Genomic DNA, 20,776 nt, shown 5'->3' on the forward strand with positions numbered 1-20,776 from the left:
AAGATGAATAACTCACTATATCCCATATTTTTAAAGCTTGAAAACTTATCATTACTAATCATTGGTGGTGGCAAGGTTTCTCTTGAAAAATTAGAATCAGTACTTGGAAATTCACCTGAAACCTCCATACAACTGGTGGCTAAAGACATCATTCCGGAAGTTAGGGTTTTACAAAACCAATACCCTAATATAACTTTGCATGAAAGACCTTACAACGAGAATGATTTTAAGAATATTGATCTGGCCATTGTAGCAGTAAATGATATTGCACTGGCAGCACAGATCAAAGAACAGGCCCATCAGAATAACGTATTGGTCAATATTGCAGATAAACCGGATCTGTGTGATTTTTATTTAGGATCTATTGTGAAAAAAGGAAGCCTTAAAATTGCCATTTCAACCAACGGAAAATCACCAACCATAGCCAAGAGGTTAAGAGAAACATTTACAGAAACCATTCCTGATGAAATGGAGCATATACTTGATAATATGCACAATATCCGAAACCAGTTAAAAGGAAACTTCAATTACAAAGTAAAAGAGCTCAATAAAATAACTACCCAATACTTATCTGAAGGAATGGCCTCTCCGGCAACATCAAATATAGAAATTGAAAAGTTAATCAATATTACCAAAATAGCCCAGAGAAAGGCGAATATTTATCTGGTGATTATCGGCGTTTTGCTGCTGTTTGGAATATTTGGGCTTGTTGTTTATCAGTTCAATCTTTCCGGGGATATTCAGAATTTCCTGAGTAAAGATGGTCATATTTTTTACTGGATGCTTTTTGCGGGTTTTATGGCAGAAATAGTTGCCGGATCTATGGGAATGGGATATGGTGTGATATGTACTACTATATTGCTTTTGCTCAATGTTCCGCCACCTGTAGTGAGCGCAAGTATCCATTCTGCAGAATCATTTACCACTGCAGCCGGAGGATTCAGCCATTACAAATTAGGAAATGTCAATAAGAAAATGGTGTGGGTATTGTTCCCGTTAGCCATCGTAGGTTCCATTATCGGAGCATTAACCCTATCTCATTATGGTGAACATTATGCCCACATCGTGAAGCCTATCATCGCCTGTTATACGTTATATCTGGGAGTCAATATCCTGAAAAATGCCTTTAAGAACAAAAAAACAGGCCGCATCAGAACAAAACGGAGAACGAATCTCAGAGTATTGGGACTGGTGGGTGGTTTTATAGACTCTTTTGCAGGCGGTGGCTGGGGACCTTTGGTTACCGGAACATTAATAAAAGAAGGAAGAATTCCAAGGTATGTGGTAGGCAGCTCAACCGTTGCTAAATTCCTGTTAACGGTCACCAGTGCCATCACTTTTATTTTCACCATTGGGATTCATCATTGGAATATTGTGCTGGGGCTTCTGTTGGGAGGTGTTTTTACGGCTCCGTTTTCAGCGATGCTTACTTCGAAACTACCCACTAATAAAATGTTTGCTGTAGTAGGCGTAGTTGTTATTGTCATGAGTCTTATCACCATCATAAAATCATTATTATAGTACAGGCATAAAAAAAGCTCCTTTGGGAGCTTTTTCGGTTGAAATAGGATTCATAACGGGAGCTTATTTTTTATCAATTCCCAATCCGGTACATCCCTGAAACAGGAAAAGGGACAGGAACAGTAAATACAGGGTCTGTGGAAGATAGAGAAAATAGCTTAGCCATGTAAAAGGATCCATTTCATAAATTCCGGTCTCTGCCTTAATGGAGATAGGCTCTTTAGGAATTGTATTCAGATCATGGGTGAATAATGCAATAAGTAATGAATAAAAATAGCTGAAATTGACTAATTAAATTCGCATTCTATTCAATAGCTTTGTAAAAAATAATTATTACAATAATAAAGAAGTAGAAAATGATGAAAAACAAATTATTCTTAACCATATTATCCTTCTCAGCATATATGTTATCAGCGCAGGAAGCAGATAATTCTTTACAAGGTTATTATAAGGCAAGTAATGATAAAACACTTTACAATAGTTTTAATTTCGATGGCAATGGAAAAGTATTGATAGCTGATATGGATTATGGGGATTATTTTACAAGAAATGACAGCCTGATCATTTATCCGGATAAAAGTATCTTCATTTTCAAGATCAAAAAAGGAAAACTTACAGGAATCTCAGATTGGGTTGAAAAAGGAGTTTGGATTCCCAAAAAAGACAGCTCAGAAATCAATAACAGACGTCATCCGGCAGATGCCCAAAAGAAAGCCCAGCTGTTAGCCGAATATTATGACAAAACAAAAAGTTCCACAGGGTCAGATCTTGATTTTGAAGCATTAGCCTCCGGTAAAACCTCAAAAATAAATGAAGACCTGTGTAATAAAGGCTTAGCAAAGGCTTGTATGAATCTTTTTGGGTTAAAAATGCTGCAATATACTCCTGGTCTTCTAACAGATCCTGTAAACATTGCGTCAAAAAAAATAAAACCTCATCCTGAACTACTCTCACTATCAAAGAAAATTATAGATCTTGGAGAACCTGAAGGATATACCGTATTGGGAACTTATTATTTTACATTGGGATTAAGAGAAAAAGCCTTTAAGACCTGGGAAGAAGGAGAAAAAAAAGGAAGTTTAAAATCCGGTACCACAAAAGCTTTAATTGAATTTCAGGAAGAATTGGATAAAGAAAAAAAGGACTAAGGGCACATCCCGTCATAATTTAAAAGTATAAAAGATGGAGTAGTACAGGGAATGATACAGCCCGGTCAATTATATTTACAAGAACAACAGACTCGTGGAAGTAACTGCTCCTTCAAAGGCCAAATAAGTAATATACTCATAGGACTTAAGGGTAAGTGTTTCTTTTTATAAAGCTATTTTTAGTTAAACGTCTGCCTGAATTCCAGCGGTGAAACTGCCGTCCTGTTTTTAAATAAACGGTGAAAAGACTGTGGATGCTCAAATCCTAAATAATAAGCAATCTCAGACACGGTCATCACTGTTGTAGACAGTAATTCCTTTGCCCTGTCAATCAGCCTGTTCTGAATGTGCTGCTGCGTAGTTTGGCCTGTATGGACTCTAAGCATATCACTTAAATAATTGGGACTGATATTCATTTCTGAGGCAATAAACTGTACAGTAGGGATTCCATCCATAATTAATCTGTCGTTTTTAAAATAATCATTCAGTAACCCTTCAAGCTGAATCAAAAGATCATGATTCATTTTCTTTCTGGTCAGAAACTGGCGGTTGTAAAAACGGTCACAGTATTTCAGCAGCAAATCAATATTGGAGACTAATAAATCCTGAGTGAAAACATCCATATTATTTTCGGTTTCCCTGCGGATGTTATCAATGATATCCGTAACAGACTTTTCTTCTCTTTCAGAAAGATGTAAAGCCTCATGGGCAGCATATGAAAAATAGCCATATTCCTTTACCGTGGATGCTACAGGATATCCCTGTAAAAAATCAGGATGAACAAGCAATACACTGCCCTTGACTTCGGAAAGTAAAATATCTTCAAACTGTACCACCTGATGGGGAGCAATAAAATACATGATACCATCCTGAAAATCATAATATTGCTGGCCATATTTAAATTTTCCTGCACAATCATTCTTAATGGCCACAACATAGAAATCTGTAGTTACAGCACTGCGAAGACTCTTAGGATCAGCAGAAACTTCAGTAAAGTCAAAAACACTGATCAAAGGATGGGAAGGTCTTCCCAGCTTTAAATAAAGATGCAGTGTCGTAATGGAGGTTATTTTTTCAGGTGCTTTCATTGGCTTTCTGCTTTTACCACTTTAAATGTATTGATAATTGAATGAAAAAGGTACAAAATTTTATTTTTGGAGATCTTCCCACCTAAGTGCTAAAATCTTTTGTGACTTTTACTGCATCGAATTTTCGAGTTGTGGTTTAAAATAGGGTGATTTATTCTAAGAATATATTTACTTTGCTGCCAGCTGTTCTTTTCGGATTTGCTCAATTCCCTGTCTGTAGGTCGTTACCTGAAAATCGGGAAATCTTTTTCTAAATTTAGAATCATCGAACAGATTATCATACCCATATCTTGGAAGCAGTTCCAGCAGTTCCTTTGCATTTTTATTGAAAAGGGCACCTATTCTGAAAGCTATTTTAGGAATGACAGAATACCGGAATTCTTCCCCATATACCTGAGAAACCAGTGTCATAAATTGTTTATAGGTCAGTTTATGATCATCTACAGGCAGGTGCCAGGTCTGACCGAAAGCATCGGGCGTATTTCCTATTAAAGCAGTAGCACTGCTGGCATCTGGGGTCCAGATCAGGCTTCGAAGTTGGTCATCCCTCAATGGAACTTTCAGTTTCTTATCTTCTTTAATGGCATTGAAAATAAGACTGTTGGTAATACTTTGTGTCTTTCCAGGTCCATAAAACTCAGGCGCTCTGCAGATCACCGCTTCTATAGTTCCGGCTGCCATTTCCTTTAGAAGCATGTCGGTCATCTCTTTTCTTACCATTCCTTTTCTTCCTACAGGGGCAAAAGCAGTCTGTTCCGTCAGGACCTTGTTATTTTGAGGGTACATATAGGTATTATCAAAAAATACCAACTTCGTTCCATTGATAATACAGGCATCTATTACATTTCTTAGAATCATTGAAAACTGTTTCTCCCATAAATCCGTATCCATAGGAAGTCCCAATGTAAAATAAGCAATTTCACTTCCTTTTACCGCTTCTATTGCTTTATTTCTGTCTGTGAGGTCTGCAGAGAATACAGTATCGGTATCATTTACTTTAACGGCTTTTCTGCTGACGATTCTGATATCGGAGGTATAGTTCCGTTTCAGTTCCTTTGCCAGTTCCTGCCCAATCTGCCCATTGGCTCCTAATATTGTTTGCATACTATTTTATTTTCAGAGTTTCTTATTAAAACTGATCATCAGTAAAATACCATTGATAACCATCTTTATTTCTGATACAAAATTCGGGCATCATCGGAAAAAATAGGTATCCCAATCATCGGAATTTGTAACACAATCTCTGAAAGACGGCTGAAGGTGAGAAAAGTTTTCTCACCTTCAGCCATGGTATCACTTCCTGTCCAATGCAAGACTATTATCCTCTATTCTGCTGATCAGGATATAAAATAATCCGGCATAGATCATTTGAATTCCCATGGCCTCCCAGTTTTCAACTGTACTGCACCCGAAAAGCAGCATCACAATGAGTGATGCTCCACTCATCGTGGCAATACGGGTTTTGAAACCTATCATAAGCAGCAGACCAATTGTAAACTCGAGAAAGGGTAGTGCTGTACTAAAAGCATGTACCAATACCTGTGGCAGCCAGCTTTTTTCAAAACCCGTTGTCATTCCGCCTGCAAAATCCTGTAATTTGGTGAGCCTCACAAGCCCGTGTCCAAAAAAATTGATTCCCATTGATATACGAAGGAAAAAGTATCCGGTTCTTTTATTCATTGTTGTTATTTTTATGTGTTATATTATTTTTGAGGATCTATACAGTACATGCTCTCTTACTTATTATACTTCTCTTCACTGTTATCCACAGGAGTCCTGGGATCATTCATCACCATTTTGGCAATATCATCTTTTCTCATAAAAACAACCCCCTGTTTTTTCTGAGTGTATTTGATAAACTCTTCCATGGCATGAATCATAGCAGGCGTTCCGCCAATCCGGTCATGAAAGCTTATGCTCATCATTCTCCTTTTAGAAGCCCCTTCCTCATAGAGACGGTCAAACTCAAATTTCAGCTGAGCCAGAAACTGATCAGGGCTCCAGTGTTTGCCTTCAATGTTCACAATATCGTTATTCCGGATAGTATAAGGTATTACCATGAAATTTTTCCCTTTAACTTTAGTAATGAAAGGCTCATCATGGCTTACATCATCTATATGGTACAAAAATCCGAGTTCCTGTAGTACTTTCAATGTATTCGGACTTCTCCTCAGCCAGTTGCTGTTATAGCCTACCGCTCTTTTTCCGGTTATTTTTTCAACAACGTCTACACCTTCTTTCACAAAATACAATTCATCAGTAAAGCTTTTATTCCACTGATTATCCCAGGTAAAACCATGGGCAGCTACTTCATGGCCTCCATTTGCAATGGCTTTGGCAACCTCCGGATATTTTTCGGCAGCAGTTCCCACCATATGGGATGTTACTTTAATATTATATTTTTTCCAAAGATCCAGCATACGGTAAATGCCTTCATTGCCCCCATAACGGTACCAGCTTTCCGCAGGAAGATCCGGCTGGCCCGTTGGAAGGGGAGTGCCGCTAAAAGGGCTTTCAGCACCTTCAGGCTGTCCACCGGTTTCAAACTGCATAGAGATGGAAATAACCAGTTGAGCACCATTGGGCCAATATCTTTTTCCTTTGACTTGTGTTTCCTTTGGGTTACTATTTTCCCCTTGGGTCCTGTCGTCATTACTGAAGCAGGAAACCAGGAATACGGTAGAGAAAAGCAACCATGCTGATTGTCTTATATAGTTCATTTCGAATATTTTTGTTCTGCAAAATTGCTTAGTATTCAATCATTATATATTGTAAAAATTAATGGTAAATTTGTAAAAATCCATTCTTTATGAAACGCATTGTTAATTTCAATTCCTTTAATGTTTTCAGTATTGAAAAAGAAGTATGGGATGTTGAGTATCATAATCATAACTTCTATGAATTGATTATCATTGAGAAAGGAAAAGGATTCCACCACCTGAACGGTATTGTATTTCCTTATAAAAAAGGCGATGTCTTTCTGCTCAGACCCAGTGACGGGCATGAGTTTTCTATAAAAAGTAAAACAAGGTTTATCTATATAAAATTTACAGAGCAATATATATGGGAAAACCTGTTGATGAATAAAAAGAATGAATTAAAAAAGGTCATTCAGCTTCTTATGGAAGATCGGTCTTTTGTCTATGAATCGGCCATCAACGATAAAGCTGACAGAGCTCACCTGTTACAGCTTGCCCACATTCTACTCTATGAATTCAGTCATCAAAGCAGATATAATAGAGAGATTCTAACAGATATCTTCTCAGCCATTATAACGGTTCTGATTAGAAATACCATGGAAACCACCACCCATAAAAAATGGATTTTTCAGCATGTAGGCAGGATTGAAAAGATCCTGTACTATATCAATGTCAATGTACTGGATACAGATAAAATGAAAATTGAGAACCTGGCTAAAGAATTTATGCTTTCTCCCAACTACATCAGTATTTATGTGAAAAAACAAACCGGGTTTTCAATACAGCAGCACATCATTCAATACAAAATAAAAACAGCAGAGAAGCTTCTCCTGCAAAGTCATTACAATATCAATGAAATTGCTGATAAACTGGGTTTTAATGATACCAGCCATTTTAATAAAATATTCAAAGCCTATCAACAGAAGTCTCCGTCTGAGTTTAGAAAAGAAAATAAATAGTCTTGAAAATACTTAAATTAAGTATAAACTGTATTAAAATCAGGATATTGCAGGTGATGTTTAGTTTATCGCTTATTTTTTATTCCGATCACTTTTAAAGCATCAGGTGTCAAATAAATATCATCAAAAACAGTAAGAGATTCCACATCATTGAAACCCAGAGGAATCATATCATTTTTATTAAAAGATAATTCTATGGAAGGATCATATGATGCTACGATTCTCACCTTTGAGTAGCCGTTATAATCCACTTTAAAACCTTCAAACATACATTTTTGTTCTGCTTGCTGATACTCTGCATACTCTTCAAATCCTACCACATCCGTTCTTTTTCCGTCATTATGCTCCAGGGACTTCCAGGAAGCATAATTTTTGGGCTCCTTCAGTACATTTCCTTGCTTATCTACAGGAACAAACATTCCAAGATAGAGTGGTTTTCTTAGAAAATTAGCATAATTATTCATCAAATTTAAAATTTGAAGATCGGCATACCCTTCATTAGAATAGTATTCAATTACAAAGGTTGTCATCGGAATCAGCTTGAGAGAAGCATCAGTCGGCATAATGTGTGTTTTCTTTATCGGACGATAAAAATAGTATTTTTATTTTCTTTTCCCAACGGAAGTCTGCAATAGAATGGAATTTATACCCATTCTGAATAACAATAATAAATATACATCTGTTTATTTTTTGGTATTTTTGAAGAACAATAACGTAATAATGATAGTGAACACCTTTCTACAGGATATTAATGAAGTTTTTGCTCTTTATAAAATGGCTTCTGATTTCAAGAAAACAGTATCCGGGGTACAATGGCCGGAATTTGACAGAAGCATGATAGAAACAGAAATTAAAGAAAACCGCCATTGGAAAATTATAGTAGACGGACAGATTGCCTGTGTCTGGAGCATCACATTTAATGATCCTCAGGTTTGGGAAGAAAGAAATGCAGATCCTGCCATTTATATTCACAGGATTGCTACCCATCCAAATTTCAGAGGACAGAAATTTGTGGAACAGATTGTTGAATGGTCGGCACAATTCGCAAAAGAAAGTGGGAAAAAATATGTAAGAATGGATACCACAGCAGGAAACCAAAGACTGGCTGATTATTATATACAATGCGGATTTACCCAATTAGGCGCTAAAAAAATAGCTGATACCGAAGGGCTTCCTGCCCATTATCATAATGCCACCATGGTCCTCTTCCAGTTGGAAGCTTGAGAAGCTTAGGCCTTTTTTATTGACAGACAGGTTTAACATCGTTTAATAAGGTAACTAAGGTTTTTCCGGGTTCCTCAATGGGGATCAGAAGGGCAGAATTTCAGACTATATTCTTTTTTTAAACAGAGCTTTTACACTTTTATGTTGCTTTCAGAATTATTTAAGTGTCTGTACTTACATTCTTATTAAAATTCTTAAAAATCCACTTTAAATTCGAATAAATTCCTTCAAAACAACAGTTCATTAGCATTAAATTTAAAAGAGCTATCTTTACAATAACCAAACAAAATTATTAATATGTCATTTGTAACCCCAGAAGGAGCAAGGAAAGCTCAGCTGTCTGTAACAGAAAGAGCACCCGTTGCTCATGCCGTTCTGTCAGGCGCAGAAAATATCTCAAAGTATAATACCGGCGTATGTCATGATGTAGTAGCTTATGCTTTATACATGCGAGGTGCCCGGATAAGCCCGAATCAGCTTGCTGAATCAGCAGGACAAAAATGGCTGACTGTATTCAGATATCCGGAAGGAGAAAAGTGGGATGGATACGCTCCCATACCGGCAGGAAAAGCAATCGGCTTCTACAGACTTATCGACAAAACATGGTTTCATTCAGCAATTACTACAGGAAATGGTAACGAAATCCGATCTGTAAACGGATTCTCATTAGGATCAGCATGGTCTGTTCCCGTAGATATGGACTGGGTTTTCTTAGGTAAAAGAAATTCAGACGGAACCTTTAATTATGACGGCACTAAAATAGAAGTGTACATTTCACCTTTATAAGGAGCCTAGACAGAAACAATTTTAATAAACTGTTTCTGTCTTATTTTTATTTCTTTTTCTCCTGAAACAACAGGAATTCACCCATTTATTCCTTTATTTTCTCCAAATACCTGTTACCCGCTAAAAACGATTGTACTCAAAATTGTACTCAAAAATATCAGATTGTTAAGCCATGGGTATTTTTTACTTCTGCCATTACAAACGTACTGTGCGTACTTCCGATAGAATCTACAGAACCCAGTGTATTGAATACAAAATCCTGATAATGTTTCATATCCCGGACCTGAACTTTCAGCAGGAAATCAAAATCTCCGGAAATATTATAACATTCTGCCACTTCTTCTATTTCCAGAATTTCATTAACGAAATCATAGCCTACAGAACGGTCATGAATTTTCAGCTTGATCTGGCAGAAAACGGTAAAACCCCGGTTAAGTTTATCCGGATCAAGAACCGCAGCATATTTTTTCACATAGCCTTCCTGTTCCAGACGTTTCACCCTTTCAAAAACAGGAGAAGGGGAAAGATTAATTTCTTTGGCAAGCTCCTTAACGGTAAGTTTTGCATTTTTCTGAAGCAGTCTCAGCAGCTGTATATCTTTGGTATCAAGATGTTCCACAGGATATTATTCTTTTTAGTATTAATTTTATTCAAAATTACAGAATTATATTCTTTTAAAATAAAATCATACAGATTTATTTACTTTATTTAAAACTAATTATTATTCGTTTATTCTGTATTTGTAAATTTACACAAAATTAAAATCTTTTATTAGCACAGATAGAAAATGTAATTGATAAGAATAGTTCTTTACAGATACTTCATCAAACAGGAGAGGTTTTACGTAAGGTAAATTAATAGGGAATCGTGTGCAAATCACGAGCTGTCGCGCAACTGTAAGTAACATACCAAAGGGTTCTGTCCTTGTGATCCACTGCCTAAGCGGGAAGGACGACAGAAACTGTTACAAGTCAGGAGACCTGCCTTTACTGAATTGACAATGCTTTCGCGGTCTGAAGCTTTGGGTCATACAGATGATATACTTTTTAGTACGTTTTTCCAAGAGTAAAACGGAACTGTCAGGTATGCATTATTTCCCAAAAAAATCTTACCGGCAAAAGCATTACGAAGCATTCAAAGAGCTTTTAAAAATAAGTTTAATTAAAAGTTTAAAAAAAATGCAAACGCACATTCTTGGCTATCCGCGAATTGGTAGCAAAAGAGAACTCAAAAAAGCCTGCGAGCAATATTGGTCAGGCAAAATCCTTTTGGAAGAACTTCTTACTACAGGAAGGAATATCTGCAATCACAATTGGAATATTCAGAAGGAGGCAGGGATAGACCTTATTCCATGTAATGATTTTTCCTATTATGATCAGGTACTGGATATGAGCTTAATTGTAGGTGCTATTCCGGTACGTTATCATGAAGTAGCCCTTAAAAAAAATAATTCAGAGCTGGATCTGTACTTTGCGATGGCCAGAGGATACCAGAAAGACGGGCTGGATATCACGGCCATGGAAATGACAAAATGGTTTGATACCAATTATCATTATATTGTTCCTGAATTTTATAAAAATCAGCAGTTTACACTGACTTCCGACAAAATATTCAACGAGTTTGCGGGAGCTAAACAAGCAGGAATTAATGCCAAGCCGGTACTCATCGGACTTGTTTCTTATCTTCTTTTAGGAAAGGAAAAAGAAGAGGGATTTGATAAACTGGATCTTGCCAAAAACCTTCTTCCGGTATACACTGAAATCTTAACAAAACTTCAGGATCAGGGTGCTCAATGGATTCAGTTTGATGAGCCGTTTTTAACTTTAGATATAACAGAGAAAGCAAAAGAAACCTACCAGTACGTTTACCGGGAACTTAGAAAACAATTCCCACTGCTAAAATTCATCGTTGCGACCTATTTCGATGGATTGAAAGACAATGCATCTCTTGCTGTGTCACTTCCTGCAGACGTTCTGCATATAGACCTGGTGAGAAATCCTGAGCAGCTGGCAGATATTTTACATGCTGTTCCTGAAAACCTAAGCCTGTCATTAGGAGTAGTAGACGGAAGAAATATCTGGAAAAATGAGTATGAAAAATCTTTGGCTTTCATTAAAAAAGCTATTGAAAAACTCGGTACAGAAAGAATTTTTGTGGCTCCGTCATGTTCATTGCTTCATTCACCTTGTGATCTGGATTTTGAAACGGCCCTTCAGCCTGAAATCAAAAACTGGCTGTCTTTTGCAAAACAAAAAGTGAAAGAAGTCGTAAGTCTTAAAGCTCTTGCTTCAGGAACTGAGGACGAAAGTATCCTTGCAGATTTTGAAGACAATAAAAAGGCTGTGGCCGGCAGAAAAACATCTTCTCTTATCCATAATGATAAAGTGAAACAAAGAGTAGCTGCCATTACTGAAGAAGATGCTCAGCGAAAGAACTCATTTAGAATCCGTAAAGAAAGGCAGCAGGAATCATTACAGCTTCCGCTATTCCCAACCACAACCATAGGCTCATTCCCGCAAACTACAGAAGTAAGAAGCTGGAGAGCCCAGTTTAAGAAAGGAGATCTTAGTGCAGAACAATACGATGCTTTATTGAAAGAGGAAACTCAGAGAACCATTCGCTGGCAGGAAGAAATAGGAATTGATGTGCTTGTTCACGGAGAATTTGAACGTAATGACATGGTTGAATACTTCGGGGAAAAGCTTGAAGGATTTATTTTTACTAAAAACGGCTGGGTACAGAGCTATGGAAGCCGCTGCGTAAAACCACCGGTTATTTTCGGGGATATTTCCCGCCCTGATCCAATGACTGTATACTGGTCTCAATATGCACAATCCCAAACCAATAAATGGGTAAAAGGAATGCTGACCGGTCCTGTTACCATATTACAATGGTCTTTTGTACGGGATGATCAGCCCCGTTCAGAAACCTGTAAGCAGATTGCTTTGGCCATCCGTGATGAAGTAGTGGATCTTGAAAAAGCAGGAATCCGAATCATCCAGATTGATGAACCTGCTATAAGAGAAGGTCTTCCATTGAGAAAAGCAGAATGGCAAAACTACCTGAAATGGGCCGTAGAAGCCTTCAGAATCTCAGCAAGTGGAGTAGACGATGCTACCCAGATCCATACCCATATGTGCTATTCTGAATTTAATGATATTATTAAAAATATTGCCGATATGGATGCAGATGTCATTACAATAGAATGTTCGAGATCCCAAATGGAACTTTTAAATGCTTTTGCAGACTTTAAATATCCAAACGAAATAGGTCCCGGAGTTTATGATATCCACTCTCCAAGAGTACCTTCTAAAGAAGAAATGATTGAACTTTTAAGAAAAGCTCAAAATGTAATTCCAGCCACCCAGTTATGGGTAAACCCTGACTGTGGCCTCAAAACAAGGCATTGGGAAGAAACTGAAAAAGCTTTAATTGCAATGGTAGCCGCTGCTAAAGAAGCTTCAGCAGCCTATGCATAATCATTGCTTGTTCCAATATCATCATGAAAAAGCATCTCCAGGGATGCTTTTTCCTTGTTTAAGCATGCGCACATCTCGGACAGATTCCGCTGATGATAAAGTTATACTCCTGAGCTATAAAATTCTCGGGTAAACTAATTTCGGGTATTGCATTTTCAATACAGGTAACAGAATGGCATTCTTTACAATTGAAATGAACGTGGTTATGAAAATGCTGTTCGTGAGTACATTTTCCACTACACTTTGCAAAATTAACGACCCCATCAATATTGACTATCTTGTGAATAGCACCTTCGTTTTCAAGCCTTTCCAAAACCCTGTAAATGGTAACCCTGTTACACAAGTCTCCTAATTTCTTCTGAATATCAGAATGGGTAAGAGCCACCTCAGAATCGTTGATAAGGTTCAGAATCTCAGTTTTGGCATGGGTATTTCTAACTTGTCTCATATTTTTAATGCAACAAAGTTGCGTTATTTGAAATTTTGTATTTACTTTGCAACAAAGTTACAATAACAAATTTAAATCAATCCTTTTTATGAAGTCAAAAATTCTTGATGCAGTAGGAATCTCAGCCGCCGTTTTATGTTTGATTCATTGCATAGTTTTCCCTTTACTGATGATCATCCCTTTGGGAATATCCCATAATCCTTATATTGATCTGGCTTTTCTTATCATTGGAACCCTCGTAGTTTTCAGAATAACGGCAAAAATAGCCAACCGCCGGCTCAAGTTTCTGTTCTGGATCTCTATTATTCTGATCGCCATTTCTGTACTGGCTGATTTTATATTTGAAGTTCATATTCCTCTTATTTATGTGGGAGCAGCAGGCTTAATTACAGGACATATTATCAATTTTAAAAATCATAAACATTAATACATGACAAAGAAACTTCCTGTAACTGTACTGAGTGGCTTTCTGGGAGCCGGGAAAACAACTTTACTGAATCATATTCTGCACAATAAACAGGGTTTAAAAGTAGCCGTTATTGTGAACGATATGAGTGAAGTGAATATTGATGCGCATTTTATCGGGAATCAGAATACACTTTCGAGAACGGAAGAAAAGCTTGTAGAAATGAGTAACGGATGCATTTGCTGTACACTCAGGGAAGATCTGATGATTGAAGTGGAGCGTTTAGCGCATGAAAAACGTTTTGATTACCTGCTGATCGAAAGTACAGGAATTAGTGAGCCTATCCCCGTTGCCCAAACATTTACCTATATGGATGAAGAAAGTGGCATAGACCTTTCCAGATTCAGCTATGTAGACACTATGGTGACCATAGTGGACAGCTTCAATTTTATGAAAGACTTTTCAACGAATGAATTACTGATGGACAGAGACCTTACAGATATGGAAGGGGATCGAAGAACCATCGTTAACCTTCTTACGGACCAGATTGAATTTGCCAATGTCATTGTCTTAAATAAAACAGACCTTATCGATTCCGAAACTCTTGGATTTTTAAAAGCAGCTATAGCTAAACTGAATCCTGAAGCCCGCATCATTCATTCAGAATTTGGAGTGGTTAATCCTCAGCATATTTTAAATACCCACCTCTTTGATTTTGATACCGCACAGTCTTCAGCCGGCTGGCAAAAAGAACTTCAGTCTGATCATCATAATCCGGAAACAGAGGAATACGGTATAAGCTCGCTAGTTTTCAGGAATCAGAGGCCATTTCATCCTGAAAGGTTATGGAACTACCTTAATGAAAGGTATCCTGAAGGTATTTTAAGAGCTAAAGGGCTTTTCTGGCTAGCTTCAAGACCGGATGATGCATTAAACTTCTCCCAGGCAGGAGGTTCATTCCGTTTAGAAAAAGCAGGAGTCTGGTGGTCCAGTATGCCCATGAATCAAAGACTACACTATAATTCATTTACAGAAAATCAGGAATTTATTGAAAGCAGATGGGATAAAAACTGGGGCGACAGAATCAATGAGCTTGTTTTTATAGGTCAGGATATAAACAAAGACCAAATGATACAGGATCTCCAAGACTGTCTTATTAATGATAAAGAAGAAGAATTATTAAGTCAAAAACAAAACTTCCGGGATCCGTTTCCTAGGAATATTTAAAATTAACTTTTAATTAATGCAACAAAGTATCAATAATATCATAAATAGAATACCTTTCAGCATTATTTTTACAGCATATGGACAGACGTAAATTTCTAAAAGGATCAGCATTACTATCAGGTCTCTTTACAATATCTCCGCTTGAACTTTGGAGTTCCCAAAGAAGTACTGAGCAAGTCCATTCCGGAAGTGCAAAGAACATCATATTTATGGTAAGCGACGGGATGAGTCTTGGAACACTTTCAATGGCCGACCTGTATTCCCGGAATATTTTGGGAAAGGGAAGTAATTGGCTTAATCTGTATCATGATCAAAAAGTTTCACGGGCATTGATGGATACGGCTTCAGCCAGTTCTATTGTCACAGATTCAGCTGCTGCAAGCTCAGCTTTCGGGGGTGGAATCCGAGTAAAGAACGGGGTTTTGAACATAGGACCTAATGGTGAAAAGCATCTTCCTATATGGCAAAAATTTAAAAAAGCAGGAAAAAAAGCAGGCTGCGTCACCACGGTAACGATTACCCATGCTACACCTGCAGGATTCTGTGTGAATTCTGCCCAACGAAATGCAGAACCTCAAATCGCTGAAATGTATGCCGAGCTGGAGTTAGATGTCCTGATGGGTGGTGGCGATGAGTTTTTTAATCCGGAAAAACGGGAAGATAAAAAAGACCTCTATGCTGTTTATCGGAAAAAGGGATACCAGGTGCTTAAAGAGCGTAATCATCTGAAAAACATTAAAAAAGGAGAAAAGATAATAGGAATATTCAGTACAGGAGCATTACCTTACAGTATTGACAAAGCCAGTCTTCCTGATTTCAAAAATACACCTACACTGGCTGATATGGCAAAGACCGCTATTGATCAGATGAAAGATCATCCGGGAGGTTTCGTACTTCAGGTGGAAGGAGGAAAAGTAGACTGGTCTGCTCATGCCAATGATGTAGCCGCATTAATTCATGATCAGCTTGCGTTTGATGAAGCCATAAAAACGGTGATGGACTTTGCAGAAAAAGACGGAAATACGCTGGTCATCATTACTACAGATCATGGAAATGCCAATCCCGGAACGATTTACGGAGCTGATGCAACTAAAAATTTCAACAGTATTTCAGATTACAAATACACTAATGAATATATTCTGAATAAGATCCATAAAGACTTTTCTGTAAAAGATATTAAAGACTGGATTTACGAAGGAAACAAACTGATTCTGAATGATGATGAAGCCAAACATCTATTAAGTTTCTATAATGGCCTTGAAAAAGAAGAGGGGCTTTACAATTATAAGAAACTCCCCTTTAAGCTCTATTCTGATATCCAGAAAAACCGTAATTCTGTGGGGTGGATCAGTATGGATCACTCCGGAGATTATGTAGAAGTGGCGGCTTATGGCCCGGGAAGTCAGCTTTTGCAGCCTTTCATTAAAAATACAGATCTGCATGATCTCATGCTCAAAGCTTCACCTCTATAAACTCATTCATATTTTCATATCATATTAATTTTTGGTGGTAACAGGGCGAATTGTATTCGCCTTGTTTTTATTTTATATACTATATCCATCTTCATCATTTTGAGTGAAAATACTCTTGTTCTGTTTTATATTTTTTGATCAAAACAACAAATAGCCTAAAATATTGATATAAAAATGTTTCGGTTCCTATTATGCAGAAGCCCTATAGAATGCTATCACAGTAATGGTAAGTGTGTTAAACAAAAAATGAGGAATTTTATAACCTCATTTTTTGTTTTATTATTGGAAAGGTTTATATTCCACCCATTACATACATGTTTTCCATAGTAGGAACCGGACTTCCGCCTTGTTTTTCAAGCGTGATGGCAAAGGCCTGTGCTTTTGAAATAGTCGCCAGTGGAACCTGACTGTCTTTATCTTCAGTATACATCCCAGCGCTTACCGGTTTTCCATCTTCAAGAGCCCAAAGCTGATACTGCATTCCTTCCGGAGTTTTTGGAAGATTTTCAGCATTCAGGTATACTTTTTTTGTTTTTTTGTCCCAGAAAACCATGGCCTTCGCGTCCTGATGTTTTTCAACCCCTTTCAACATCACCATTTGCATGTCCGGATTGGAAAACATATCCAGTTTCCGGTCCATTTTTTTCATAGCTTCGTCCTGAGATTGTTTTTCCGCTGCCAGTTTTGTCATTTCCTGTTTTGTTTCAGACTGGCTGTTCATCCAAAACAGATTTCCGGCCACACTTAACAGGAATAAAACAGACGCAGCAACAGCATAAGCTTTCCAGTTTGTTTTTCTCTGGATCTGTTCCTGAGTTTTAATTTTTCTGCTATCTTCTGCTTCCGGAGTATCTATAGAAAAGGAAGATGCTGTTTCTTCAACAGAAGACTGTTCCTGTTGAATTTTATTCCAGATTTTAGATTTCAGATCACTTGGAGGTGTTACAGCCTGGGCCGTAGCAAGATGTTCCAAAGTTTTTTGTGCTTCTTCAAAAGCTGCTTTTACTTCAGCATTATTCTTCATCACACACTCCAAAATCCCAGCTTCCTCAGGAGAAGCATGGCCTAGAATATAAGATTCTATAATTCCGGATGATATGTATTCTTTTGTGTTCAATTTATTGATAATCTTTTAGCAAATCTTTTAATTTCATCAATGCATTCCGCATTTTCGTTTTTACCGTTCCCAGGGGTATCTTCAGCTTTTCGGATATTTCATGTTGGGTATATCCCTGATAATAAGCCAGATTAATAAGTTCCTGCTTGTCTGCATCCAGTCCTTCCAGTACATTGCTAAATCCGATATAATCGGATGAATTGTTGGTCGTTGAAAGTTCTGTAGTATTATATACGAAATCCGGAAGTGGTTGGTTTTTAAGCTCATTCTGAAACCCTTTAGATTTTAAATAATCTATAGCTGTATTTCTGGCAATATTGATCATCCAGGTATAAAACCTTCCTTTGGATTCATCATATTGATGGATAGAATTCCATATTTTGACAAAAACATCCTGAATCACTTCTTCGGTATATTCTTTAGACTGAACAATACGAAGAATAATTCCGTACAGCGCACCGGAATAGTGGTCATACAGATAATGAAAACCATTTTCGTTTTTTTCTTTTAATAAAACGATAAGTTCCTCTTCAGAATAGGCTGTCTTAATAATTATTATTTTTCTTTCCAAATGTAGCAAAATAAAATACATTCCAAATAAAATCATTAAATCTTTTACTTCATATATGATTTTAAAGGTTTTATTTAAGATATATCAAACAGGAAAGCTTAATTCAAAAGCAATACTACCTGTGTATTCCATGATCAACCCTGCTCTTACTTGAAACCTACATAAAGTTTATTTTGATTTCATCCTTTATAAAAAATAAATATCTGATTATCAAGTATTTGTTGATTATTTCATTTTTTATCAATCTAAAACAAAACCAACCTCGTAAATGACACTAAGAACACAATCAACCTTAACAATAAAAAATCAGCACAATGAACACACAATCAAAAACCGCAGTTTTAGCAATGGTCGCTTTATCATTCGCTTTTAGTGGGAAGGTAACTGCACAAATGATGAAAGAAAAAACAGTAATGGTAGGAGGTGCTGCCATGTATCCGGCAAAGAATATTATTGAAAACGCCGTCAATTCTAAAGACCATAAAACACTGGTAGCGGCAGTAAAAGCTGCAGGTCTGGTAGAAACATTACAGGGAGCAGGTCCCTTTACCGTATTAGCACCTACAGATGCTGCTTTTACAAAACTCCCGAAAGGAACCGTAGAGAGCCTTGTAAAACCTGAAAATAAGGCTATGCTTACCAGCATATTGACGTATCACGTGCTATCCGGGAAATATAATGCTAAAGAAATATGGGCTGCAGTAAAAGCAGGAAACGGAAAAAGTATGATGAAAACTGCACAGGGTGAAGAACTTACATTCTGGACGAAAGGTAAAGATCTTTATGTAAAAGATGCGAAAGGAAACAGTGCAAAAGTGACCATCGCGGATGTAAACCAGTCTAATGGTGTCATTCATGTAATAGATACAGTTCTGATGCCATAAGAATTAATAAAGCTTTAAACAGCATATGCAGGTATGCTGTTTTCTTCAATTATCTAAACAAACACTTAAAAATTAATATTATGAAAAAAACGATTCATGTTTCTAATCAGGGAGCAACCCCTGATACAAGCAGAAGAAACTTTTTGAAACTGGGAGGTATAGGGTTAGCCATAGCTGGCCTCACACTGGTAGGTTGTGATGATAATGATGACTTTCAAATGATAGATGATGGTAAAATATTTGATCTGGGAACAGGAGATGTGGGTATATTAAACTACGCTTATGCCCTCGAACAGCTTGAAGCAGACTTTTATACTAAAGTAGTTAATAACTTTTACAGCGGAATCTCAAGTATTGAAAAAGAAGTTTTCACAGATCTTTATCACCATGAAGTCATTCACAGGGATTTTTTCAAAGCAGCCATTAGCGGAGCCACTCAGAATGTCCTTCCAAAACTTGAATTTCAGTATCCCAATGTGAACTTTAACAACCGAAGCTCTGTGCTTGCCACTGCCAAAGCATTAGAAGATACCGGAGTAGCAGCCTATAACGGAGCCGGAAAATACATTACCAATGCGGCTTATCTTGTTATTGCCGGGAAAATAGTTTCTGTAGAAGCAAGACATGCCTCTGCTATCAGAAACCTGATCAATCCGGGATCTGCAGATTTCTCAGGAGATGATGTAGTAGATGCTAACGGCCTGGACCTTGCCAAAGAGCCTAAGGATATTGTAATGGCTGCAGGTGGGTTTATAAAAACTCCTTTCTCCTGGAAAGAAAGAGGTATTAATTAATCATTCATCTTCAAATCTTGTATTATGAACATTCTTAAATTATTAGATAAGCTTTCTCATGATAATTTTTTTACTGCAGAAGCTTCAAGACTGGAAACAATTACGAATATGTCATTATTCGGAAAAAAAGCAGCAACAGCAGCCGCTCCTTTTGGATTAGGTGCCCTGGTGGTTAGTCCGGCAAAAGCGGAAACCCCAACAAAAGAATTTACAGGTGCTGCCTTAAAGAGTACATTAACCGATGCTTTACAATTGGCATTGGTATTAGAATATCTTGAAAATGAATATTATGCCTTAGGGCTGTCTACAGCAGGCCTGATTCCCAATTCTGACAGGCCGGTTTTTATGCAGATCTCAAAACACGAATCAGCCCACGTTAGTTTTCTGAAAAGTACTCTTACTTCTCTGGGAACAACACCGGGAGCGAAACCAACCTTTGATTTTACGGCTAATGGAAGTTTCTCTCCTTTTACAGATTACAATCAGTTTCTGGTCCTGGCGCAGGCTTTTGAAGATACAGGAGTAAGAGCTTATAAAGGACAGGCCGGAAATGTCATGTCCAATAAAGTTGTCCTTCAAGCTGCTTTACAGATTCATTCTGTGGAAGCAAGACATGCATCACAGGTAAGAAGAATGAGAGCCAATAAAGGCTGGATTGAACTTGCCAACGGCGGAAATATGCCTTCAGCAACAGATCCTGTATATGCAGGAGAGGACAATGTGAACCAGTCCGGATACAATACAGGATCCTTATTTGGGACAGCAGCAGGTTCAGCAGCTTATGACGAAGTGATGAGTGGCAGTGATGCCCAAACTATTGCCTCTTTATTTATAGTGTAATTGTGATTGGATGGCAGTGGAGTGATACGCTTTTTCCAGCATATCCGGAAAAGGGCCTCTATCCTCAAAAAATACGTATCGTTAGGCCTTAAAAAAACATATCATCAACAATT

21 protein-coding genes and 1 riboswitch are annotated in these 20,776 nt (G+C 37.4%); of the genes, 12 read left to right on the top strand and 9 right to left on the bottom strand.

The features are described from left to right. The first annotated feature begins 3 nt into the window (after positions 1-3). Both MP477_RS00840 and MP477_RS00845 read left to right on the top strand, forming a co-directional pair. Positions 4-1,521, top strand: coding sequence for a TSUP family transporter (locus MP477_RS00840; RefSeq protein WP_257188787.1), 1,518 nt, complete (start codon positions 4-6; stop codon positions 1,519-1,521). A 356-nt stretch (positions 1,522-1,877) separates the two neighbouring features. After that, on the top strand, positions 1,878-2,669 hold the full coding sequence (locus tag MP477_RS00845) for a hypothetical protein (RefSeq protein ID WP_257188788.1): 792 nt from the start codon (positions 1,878-1,880) through the stop codon (positions 2,667-2,669). Positions 2,670-2,848: 179 nt separating this feature from the next. Here MP477_RS00845 and MP477_RS00850 read toward each other — a convergent pair whose 3' ends face one another. From MP477_RS00850 to MP477_RS00865, 4 genes are all read right to left on the bottom strand, one after another. Then, complete coding sequence (locus MP477_RS00850) at positions 2,849-3,757, bottom strand: AraC family transcriptional regulator (protein WP_257188789.1); 909 nt, start codon at positions 3,755-3,757, stop codon at positions 2,849-2,851. Positions 3,758-3,925: 168 nt separating this feature from the next. Beyond that, positions 3,926-4,861, bottom strand: a complete 936-nt coding sequence (locus MP477_RS00855; RefSeq protein WP_257188790.1) for an NAD-dependent epimerase/dehydratase family protein — start codon at positions 4,859-4,861, stop codon at positions 3,926-3,928. A 189-nt stretch (positions 4,862-5,050) separates the two neighbouring features. After that, complete coding sequence (locus MP477_RS00860; RefSeq protein WP_230039083.1) at positions 5,051-5,437, bottom strand: DoxX family protein; 387 nt, start codon at positions 5,435-5,437, stop codon at positions 5,051-5,053. 56 nt (positions 5,438-5,493) lie between these two features. Then, positions 5,494-6,477, bottom strand: a complete 984-nt coding sequence (locus MP477_RS00865) for a polysaccharide deacetylase family protein (RefSeq protein WP_257188791.1) — start codon at positions 6,475-6,477, stop codon at positions 5,494-5,496. 89 nt (positions 6,478-6,566) lie between these two features. On the opposite strand from MP477_RS00865, the gene MP477_RS00870 reads away from it, so the two are divergent. Then, a complete protein-coding gene (locus MP477_RS00870; protein WP_257188792.1) occupies positions 6,567-7,415 on the top strand; it encodes an AraC family transcriptional regulator in 849 nt (282 codons plus the stop codon). Between the two features lie 65 nt (positions 7,416-7,480). Here the strand turns inward: MP477_RS00870 and MP477_RS00875 are convergent, their stop codons facing one another. Then, entirely contained in the window at positions 7,481-7,978 is a 498-nt protein-coding gene (locus tag MP477_RS00875; protein ID WP_230039070.1) for a hypothetical protein, read from the bottom strand. 157 nt (positions 7,979-8,135) lie between these two features. Here MP477_RS00875 and MP477_RS00880 point away from each other — a divergent pair, with 157 nt between their 5' ends. Together MP477_RS00880 and MP477_RS00885 are read left to right on the top strand one after the other, a co-directional pair. Continuing rightward, positions 8,136-8,639 carry a GNAT family N-acetyltransferase gene (locus tag MP477_RS00880; RefSeq protein ID WP_257188793.1) on the top strand — a complete coding sequence of 168 codons (504 nt, stop codon included), beginning with the start codon at positions 8,136-8,138 and terminating at the stop codon, positions 8,637-8,639. A gap of 297 nt (positions 8,640-8,936) precedes the next feature. After that, positions 8,937-9,425, top strand: coding sequence for a hypothetical protein (locus tag MP477_RS00885; RefSeq protein WP_230039066.1), 489 nt, complete (start codon positions 8,937-8,939; stop codon positions 9,423-9,425). 157 nt (positions 9,426-9,582) lie between these two features. On the opposite strand, the gene MP477_RS00890 is transcribed toward MP477_RS00885, so the two are convergent. Then, positions 9,583-10,044 carry an Lrp/AsnC family transcriptional regulator gene (locus tag MP477_RS00890; protein WP_257188794.1) on the bottom strand — a complete coding sequence of 154 codons (462 nt, stop codon included), beginning with the start codon at positions 10,042-10,044 and terminating at the stop codon, positions 9,583-9,585. Positions 10,045-10,243: 199 nt separating this feature from the next. Beyond that, a riboswitch (cobalamin riboswitch) is annotated at positions 10,244-10,428 on the top strand. A 175-nt stretch (positions 10,429-10,603) separates the two neighbouring features. Here MP477_RS00890 and metE point away from each other — a divergent pair. Next, positions 10,604-12,904, top strand: a complete 2,301-nt coding sequence (gene metE, locus MP477_RS00895) for a 5-methyltetrahydropteroyltriglutamate--homocysteine S-methyltransferase (protein WP_257188795.1) — start codon at positions 10,604-10,606, stop codon at positions 12,902-12,904. 58 nt (positions 12,905-12,962) lie between these two features. Here the strand turns inward: metE and MP477_RS00900 are convergent, their stop codons facing one another. Then, complete coding sequence (locus MP477_RS00900; RefSeq protein WP_257188796.1) at positions 12,963-13,352, bottom strand: Fur family transcriptional regulator; 390 nt, start codon at positions 13,350-13,352, stop codon at positions 12,963-12,965. 88 nt (positions 13,353-13,440) lie between these two features. On the opposite strand from MP477_RS00900, the gene MP477_RS00905 reads away from it, so the two are divergent. The 3 genes from MP477_RS00905 (at position 13,441) to MP477_RS00915 (ending at position 16,457) form a co-directional block, all read left to right on the top strand. After that, positions 13,441-13,779: a MerC domain-containing protein gene (locus tag MP477_RS00905; RefSeq protein WP_230039058.1), complete on the top strand. Its 339-nt coding sequence runs from the start codon at positions 13,441-13,443 to the stop codon at positions 13,777-13,779. Between the two features lie 3 nt (positions 13,780-13,782). Beyond that, a complete protein-coding gene (locus tag MP477_RS00910; RefSeq protein ID WP_257188797.1) occupies positions 13,783-14,985 on the top strand; it encodes a GTP-binding protein in 1,203 nt (400 codons plus the stop codon). A gap of 77 nt (positions 14,986-15,062) precedes the next feature. Continuing rightward, on the top strand, positions 15,063-16,457 hold the full coding sequence (locus MP477_RS00915) for an alkaline phosphatase (protein ID WP_257188798.1): 1,395 nt from the start codon (positions 15,063-15,065) through the stop codon (positions 16,455-16,457). Positions 16,458-16,749: 292 nt separating this feature from the next. Here the strand turns inward: MP477_RS00915 and MP477_RS00920 are convergent, their stop codons facing one another. Continuing rightward, positions 16,750-17,574 carry an anti-sigma factor gene (locus MP477_RS00920; protein ID WP_257188799.1) on the bottom strand — a complete coding sequence of 275 codons (825 nt, stop codon included), beginning with the start codon at positions 17,572-17,574 and terminating at the stop codon, positions 16,750-16,752. 1 nt (position 17,575) lies between these two features. Beyond that, on the bottom strand, positions 17,576-18,145 hold the full coding sequence (locus tag MP477_RS00925; RefSeq protein WP_230039050.1) for an RNA polymerase sigma factor: 570 nt from the start codon (positions 18,143-18,145) through the stop codon (positions 17,576-17,578). Between the two features lie 314 nt (positions 18,146-18,459). Here MP477_RS00925 and MP477_RS00930 point away from each other — a divergent pair, with 314 nt between their 5' ends. From MP477_RS00930 to MP477_RS00940, 3 genes are all read left to right on the top strand, one after another. Next, positions 18,460-19,029 (top strand): fasciclin domain-containing protein, encoded by a 570-nt coding sequence (locus MP477_RS00930; protein WP_257188800.1) that lies wholly within the window; start codon positions 18,460-18,462, stop codon positions 19,027-19,029. Positions 19,030-19,109: 80 nt separating this feature from the next. After that, positions 19,110-19,823, top strand: coding sequence for a ferritin-like domain-containing protein (locus MP477_RS00935; protein WP_257188801.1), 714 nt, complete (start codon positions 19,110-19,112; stop codon positions 19,821-19,823). A gap of 24 nt (positions 19,824-19,847) precedes the next feature. Continuing rightward, on the top strand, positions 19,848-20,663 hold the full coding sequence (locus MP477_RS00940) for a ferritin-like domain-containing protein (RefSeq protein WP_257188802.1): 816 nt from the start codon (positions 19,848-19,850) through the stop codon (positions 20,661-20,663). The last annotated feature ends 113 nt before the right edge of the window (positions 20,664-20,776 follow it).

Origin of the sequence: Chryseobacterium sp. WG23 (assembly GCF_024586575.1) — a bacterium.
In the GTDB taxonomy this organism is placed as follows: domain Bacteria; phylum Bacteroidota; class Bacteroidia; order Flavobacteriales; family Weeksellaceae; genus Chryseobacterium.

Coding starts and splice junctions, on each gene's coding strand:
- MP477_RS00840 (WP_257188787.1), top strand. CDS start 4: ATGAATAACTCACTATATCCCATATTTTTAAAGCTTGAAAACTTATCA.
- MP477_RS00845 (WP_257188788.1), top strand. CDS start 1,878: ATGATGAAAAACAAATTATTCTTAACCATATTATCCTTCTCAGCATAT.
- MP477_RS00850 (WP_257188789.1), bottom strand. CDS start 3,757: ATGAAAGCACCTGAAAAAATAACCTCCATTACGACACTGCATCTTTAT.
- MP477_RS00855 (WP_257188790.1), bottom strand. CDS start 4,861: ATGCAAACAATATTAGGAGCCAATGGGCAGATTGGGCAGGAACTGGCA.
- MP477_RS00860 (WP_230039083.1), bottom strand. CDS start 5,437: ATGAATAAAAGAACCGGATACTTTTTCCTTCGTATATCAATGGGAATC.
- MP477_RS00865 (WP_257188791.1), bottom strand. CDS start 6,477: ATGAACTATATAAGACAATCAGCATGGTTGCTTTTCTCTACCGTATTC.
- MP477_RS00870 (WP_257188792.1), top strand. CDS start 6,567: ATGAAACGCATTGTTAATTTCAATTCCTTTAATGTTTTCAGTATTGAA.
- MP477_RS00875 (WP_230039070.1), bottom strand. CDS start 7,978: ATGCCGACTGATGCTTCTCTCAAGCTGATTCCGATGACAACCTTTGTA.
- MP477_RS00880 (WP_257188793.1), top strand. CDS start 8,136: ATGATAGTGAACACCTTTCTACAGGATATTAATGAAGTTTTTGCTCTT.
- MP477_RS00885 (WP_230039066.1), top strand. CDS start 8,937: ATGTCATTTGTAACCCCAGAAGGAGCAAGGAAAGCTCAGCTGTCTGTA.
- metE (WP_257188795.1), top strand. CDS start 10,604: ATGCAAACGCACATTCTTGGCTATCCGCGAATTGGTAGCAAAAGAGAA.
- MP477_RS00900 (WP_257188796.1), bottom strand. CDS start 13,352: ATGAGACAAGTTAGAAATACCCATGCCAAAACTGAGATTCTGAACCTT.
- MP477_RS00905 (WP_230039058.1), top strand. CDS start 13,441: ATGAAGTCAAAAATTCTTGATGCAGTAGGAATCTCAGCCGCCGTTTTA.
- MP477_RS00910 (WP_257188797.1), top strand. CDS start 13,783: ATGACAAAGAAACTTCCTGTAACTGTACTGAGTGGCTTTCTGGGAGCC.
- MP477_RS00915 (WP_257188798.1), top strand. CDS start 15,063: ATGGACAGACGTAAATTTCTAAAAGGATCAGCATTACTATCAGGTCTC.
- MP477_RS00930 (WP_257188800.1), top strand. CDS start 18,460: ATGAACACACAATCAAAAACCGCAGTTTTAGCAATGGTCGCTTTATCA.
- MP477_RS00935 (WP_257188801.1), top strand. CDS start 19,110: ATGAAAAAAACGATTCATGTTTCTAATCAGGGAGCAACCCCTGATACA.
- MP477_RS00940 (WP_257188802.1), top strand. CDS start 19,848: ATGAACATTCTTAAATTATTAGATAAGCTTTCTCATGATAATTTTTTT.